Source organism: Streptococcus sanguinis (assembly GCF_008329445.1).
Lineage (GTDB): Bacteria > Bacillota > Bacilli > Lactobacillales > Streptococcaceae > Streptococcus > Streptococcus sanguinis_O.
Genome location: NZ_VIBR01000008.1, coordinates 1 through 5,126, shown reverse-complemented (window position 1 = coordinate 5,126; position 5,126 = coordinate 1). Strand labels below are relative to the sequence as shown.

Annotated in this window: 1 tRNA gene and 3 rRNA genes; all 4 read right to left on the bottom strand. The window is 50.2% G+C overall.

The annotated features are described in order from the left end of the window. Position 1 precedes the first annotated feature (1 nt). A 5S ribosomal RNA gene (gene rrf / locus FKX92_RS11955) occupies positions 2-117 on the bottom strand. Positions 118-233: 116 nt separating this feature from the next. After that, positions 234-3,134, bottom strand: a 23S ribosomal RNA gene (locus FKX92_RS11950). A gap of 127 nt (positions 3,135-3,261) precedes the next feature. Continuing rightward, positions 3,262-3,334 (bottom strand) — tRNA-Ala (locus tag FKX92_RS11945). 64 nt (positions 3,335-3,398) lie between these two features. Then, positions 3,399-4,946 (bottom strand): 16S ribosomal RNA (locus tag FKX92_RS11940). Together the 16S, 23S and 5S rRNA genes with 1 tRNA gene alongside form the textbook arrangement of a ribosomal RNA operon. Between the last annotated feature and the right edge of the window lie 180 nt (positions 4,947-5,126).

The following is a 5,126-nucleotide window of genomic DNA, read 5'->3' as shown; positions in this document are numbered from 1 at the left end:
CGCTAAGCGACTACCATATCTCACAGGGGGCAACCCCCAACTACTTCCGGCGTTCTAGGGCTTAACTGCTGTGTTCGGCATGGGTACAGGTGTATCTCCTAGGCTATCGTCACTTAACTATTGAATTAACTGTCCTGTCCTCTCAGACAAGCCTTGCCAACTCAAAATTGAATACAATATCAAATCTAACATTTCTCTAAACCATTCGCTGCACTCTGATGAATTTCTTATTCTAGGATAAGTCCTCGAGCGATTAGTATTAGTCCGCTCCATGTGTCACCACACTTCCACTTCTAACCTATCAACCTGATCTTCTCTCAGGGCTCTTACTAACTTGCGTTATGGGAAATCTCATCTTGAGGTGGGTTTCACACTTAGATGCTTTCAGCGTTTATCCCTTCCCTACATAGCTACCCAGCGATGCTCTTGGCAGAACAACTGGTACACCAGCGGTAAGTCCACTCTGGTCCTCTCGTACTAGGAGCAGATCCTCTCAAATTTCCTACGCCCGCGACGGATAGGGACCGAACTGTCTCACGACGTTCTGAACCCAGCTCGCGTGCCGCTTTAATGGGCGAACAGCCCAACCCTTGGGACCGACTACAGCCCCAGGATGCGACGAGCCGACATCGAGGTGCCAAACCTCCCCGTCGATGTGAACTCTTGGGGGAGATAAGCCTGTTATCCCCAGGGTAGCTTTTATCCGTTGAGCGATGGCCCTTCCATACGGAACCACCGGATCACTAAGCCCGACTTTCGTCCCTGCTCGAGTTGTAGCTCTCGCAGTCAAGCTCCCTTATACCTTTACACTCTGCGACTGATTTCCAACCAGTCTGAGGGAACCTTTGGGCGCCTCCGTTACCTTTTAGGAGGCGACCGCCCCAGTCAAACTGCCCGTCAGACACTGTCTCCGTAGATGATGAACCTACCGGGTTAGAGTGGCCATAACACAAGGGTAGTATCCCAACAACGCCTCCATCGAAACTGGCGTCCCGATTTCATAGGCTCCTACCTATCCTGTACATGTGGCACAGACACTCAATATCAAACTGCAGTAAAGCTCCATGGGGTCTTTCCGTCCTGTCGCGGGTAACCTGCATCTTCACAGGTACTAAAATTTCACCGAGTCTCTCGTTGAGACAGTGCCCAAATCATTACGCCTTTCGTGCGGGTCGGAACTTACCCGACAAGGAATTTCGCTACCTTAGGACCGTTATAGTTACGGCCGCCGTTTACTGGGGCTTCAATTCATACCTTCGCGTTACCGCTAAGCACTCCTCTTAACCTTCCAGCACCGGGCAGGCGTCACCCCCTATACATCATCTTACGATTTAGCAGAGAGCTGTGTTTTTGATAAACAGTTGCTTGGGCCTATTCACTGCGGCTGACAAAAGTCAGCACCCCTTCTCCCGAAGTTACGGGGTCATTTTGCCGAGTTCCTTAACGAGAGTTCTCTCGCTCACCTGAGGCTACTCGCCTCGACTACCTGTGTCGGTTTGCGGTACGGGTAGAGTATGATACAACGCTAGAAGCTTTTCTTGGCAGTGTGACATCACTCACTCGCTACTAAACTTCGCTCCCCATCACAGCTCAACGTTATAGGTATAAGCATTTGACTCATACCACGCCTCACTGCTTAGACGTACATCCATTCGTACGCACGAGTTAGCCTACTGCGTCCCTCCATCACTTCATACTCTAGTACAGGAATCTCAACCTGTTGGCCATCGGATACACCTTTCGGTCTCTCCTTAGGTCCCGACTAACCCAGGGCGGACGAGCCTTCCCCTGGAAACCTTAGTCTTACGGTGGACAGGATTCTCACCTGTCTTGCGCTACTCATACCGGCATTCTCACTTCTATGCGTTCCAGCGCTCCTCACGGTACACCTTCTCCACACATAGAACGCTCTCCTACCATACCTATAAAAGGTATCCACAGCTTCGGTAAATTGTTTTAGCCCCGGTACATTTTCGGCGCAGGGTCACTCGACTAGTGAGCTATTACGCACTCTTTGAATGAATAGCTGCTTCTAAGCTAACATCCTAGTTGTCTGTGCAACCCCACATCCTTTTCCACTTAACAATTATTTTGGGACCTTAGCTGGTGGTCTGGGCTGTTTCCCTTTCGACTACGGATCTTAGCACTCGCAGTCTGACTGCCGACCATAATTCATTGGCATTCGGAGTTTATCTGAGATTGGTAATCCGGGATGGACCCCTCACCCAAACAGTGCTCTACCTCCAAGAATCTTAATGTCGACGCTAGCCCTAAAGCTATTTCGGAGAGAACCAGCTATCTCCAAGTTCGTTTGGAATTTCTCCGCTACCCACAAGTCATCCAAGCACTTTTCAACGTGCCCTGGTTCGGTCCTCCAGTGCGTTTTACCGCACCTTCAACCTGCTCATGGGTAGGTCACATGGTTTCGGGTCTACATCATGATACTAAAACGCCCTATTCAGACTCGGTTTCCCTACGGCTCCGTCTCTTCAACTTAACCTCGCATCATAACGTAACTCGCCGGTTCATTCTACAAAAGGCACGCTCTCACCCATGAACGGGCTCGAACTTGTTGTAGGCACACGGTTTCAGGTTCTATTTCACTCCCCTCCCGGGGTGCTTTTCACCTTTCCCTCACGGTACTGGTTCACTATCGGTCACTAGGGAGTATTTAGGGTTGGGAGATGGTCCTCCCAGATTCCGACGGGATTTCACGTGTCCCGCCGTACTCAGGATACTGCTAGGTACAGAATCTATTTAAAATACGAGGCTCTTACTCTCTTTGGCTGACTTTCCCAAGTCATTCTTCTATAAATTCTGAGTCCACATTGCAGTCCTACAACCCCGAAGAGTAAACTCTTCGGTTTGCCCTCCTGCCTCTTCGCTCGCCGCTACTAAGGCAATCGCTTTTGCTTTCTCTTCCTGCAGCTACTTAGATGTTTCAGTTCACTGCGTCTTCCTCCTCATTTCCTTAACAGAAATGGGTAACAGGCATCAACCTGTTGGGTTCCCCCATTCGGACATCCCCGGATCAAGTGCTTACTTACAGCTCCCCGAGGCATTTCGTCGTTTGTCACGTCCTTCATCGGCTCCTAGTGCCAAGGCATCCACCGTGCGCCCTTACTAACTTAACCTTATTTTTGACCTTTCAGTCTTAAACTCATTAATTTTCACAGCGTTTTCGGTTTATTTTCTTGTTACTATTTGATATCGGTATTCAATTTTCAATGGACAAGTTCTTTATCTAGTCAAACTAGATAATGGAGCCTAGCGGGATCGAACCGCTGACCTCCTGCGTGCAAAGCAGGCGCTCTCCCAGCTGAGCTAAGGCCCCACATAGCCCTCTCAAAACTAAACAAGACTCAAGTGCATTCCGTGTGTCCTTACGGACTCCTTAGAAAGGAGGTGATCCAGCCGCACCTTCCGATACGGCTACCTTGTTACGACTTCACCCCAATCATCTATCCCACCTTAGGCGGCTGGCTCCTTACGGTTACCTCACCGACTTCGGGTGTTACAAACTCTCGTGGTGTGACGGGCGGTGTGTACAAGGCCCGGGAACGTATTCACCGCGGCGTGCTGATCCGCGATTACTAGCGATTCCGACTTCATGTAGGCGAGTTGCAGCCTACAATCCGAACTGAGACTGGCTTTCAGAGATTAGCTTGCCGTCACCGGCTTGCGACTCGTTGTACCAGCCATTGTAGCACGTGTGTAGCCCAGGTCATAAGGGGCATGATGATTTGACGTCATCCCCACCTTCCTCCGGTTTATTACCGGCAGTCTCGCTAGAGTGCCCAACTGAATGATGGCAACTAACAATAGGGGTTGCGCTCGTTGCGGGACTTAACCCAACATCTCACGACACGAGCTGACGACAACCATGCACCACCTGTCACCTCTGTCCCGAAGGAAAACTCTATCTCTAGAGCGGTCAGAGGGATGTCAAGACCTGGTAAGGTTCTTCGCGTTGCTTCGAATTAAACCACATGCTCCACCGCTTGTGCGGGCCCCCGTCAATTCCTTTGAGTTTCAACCTTGCGGTCGTACTCCCCAGGCGGAGTGCTTAATGCGTTAGCTGCGGCACTAAGCCCCGGAAAGGGCCTAACACCTAGCACTCATCGTTTACGGCGTGGACTACCAGGGTATCTAATCCTGTTTGCTCCCCACGCTTTCGAGCCTCAGCGTCAGTTACAGACCAGAGAGCCGCTTTCGCCACCGGTGTTCCTCCATATATCTACGCATTTCACCGCTACACATGGAATTCCACTCTCCCCTTCTGCACTCAAGTTAAACAGTTTCCAAAGCATACTATGGTTAAGCCACAGCCTTTAACTTCAGACTTATCTAACCGCCTGCGCTCGCTTTACGCCCAATAAATCCGGACAACGCTCGGGACCTACGTATTACCGCGGCTGCTGGCACGTAGTTAGCCGTCCCTTTCTGGTAAGATACCGTCACAGTGTGAACTTTCCACTCTCACACCCGTTCTTCTCTTACAACAGAGCTTTACGATCCGAAAACCTTCTTCACTCACGCGGCGTTGCTCGGTCAGGGTTCCCCCCATTGCCGAAGATTCCCTACTGCTGCCTCCCGTAGGAGTCTGGGCCGTGTCTCAGTCCCAGTGTGGCCGATCACCCTCTCAGGTCGGCTATGTATCGTCGCCTTGGTGAGCCGTTACCTCACCAACTAGCTAATACAACGCAGGTCCATCTGGTAGTGATGCAATTGCATCTTTCAATTAATTATCATGCGATAAGCAATTTCATGCGGTATTAGCTATCGTTTCCAATAGTTATCCCCCGCTACCAGGCAGGTTACCTACGCGTTACTCACCCGTTCGCAACTCATCCAAGAAGAGCAAGCTCCTCTCTTCAGCGTTCTACTTGCATGTATTAGGCACGCCGCCAGCGTTCGTCCTGAGCCAGGATCAAACTCTCATTAAAAAGTTTGAGTTCGCACTCATTACTGTCCACTGACAGATTTATTTTCTCGTTTTTTGACAGGTTACATATCTCTATGTCACCCTGCACTTGGTTCGTCTTGTTCAGTTTTCAAAGGGCTTTGTCTTTCGCGACAACTATATTAGTATATCACCTATACCTACTACCTGTCAATACCTTTTT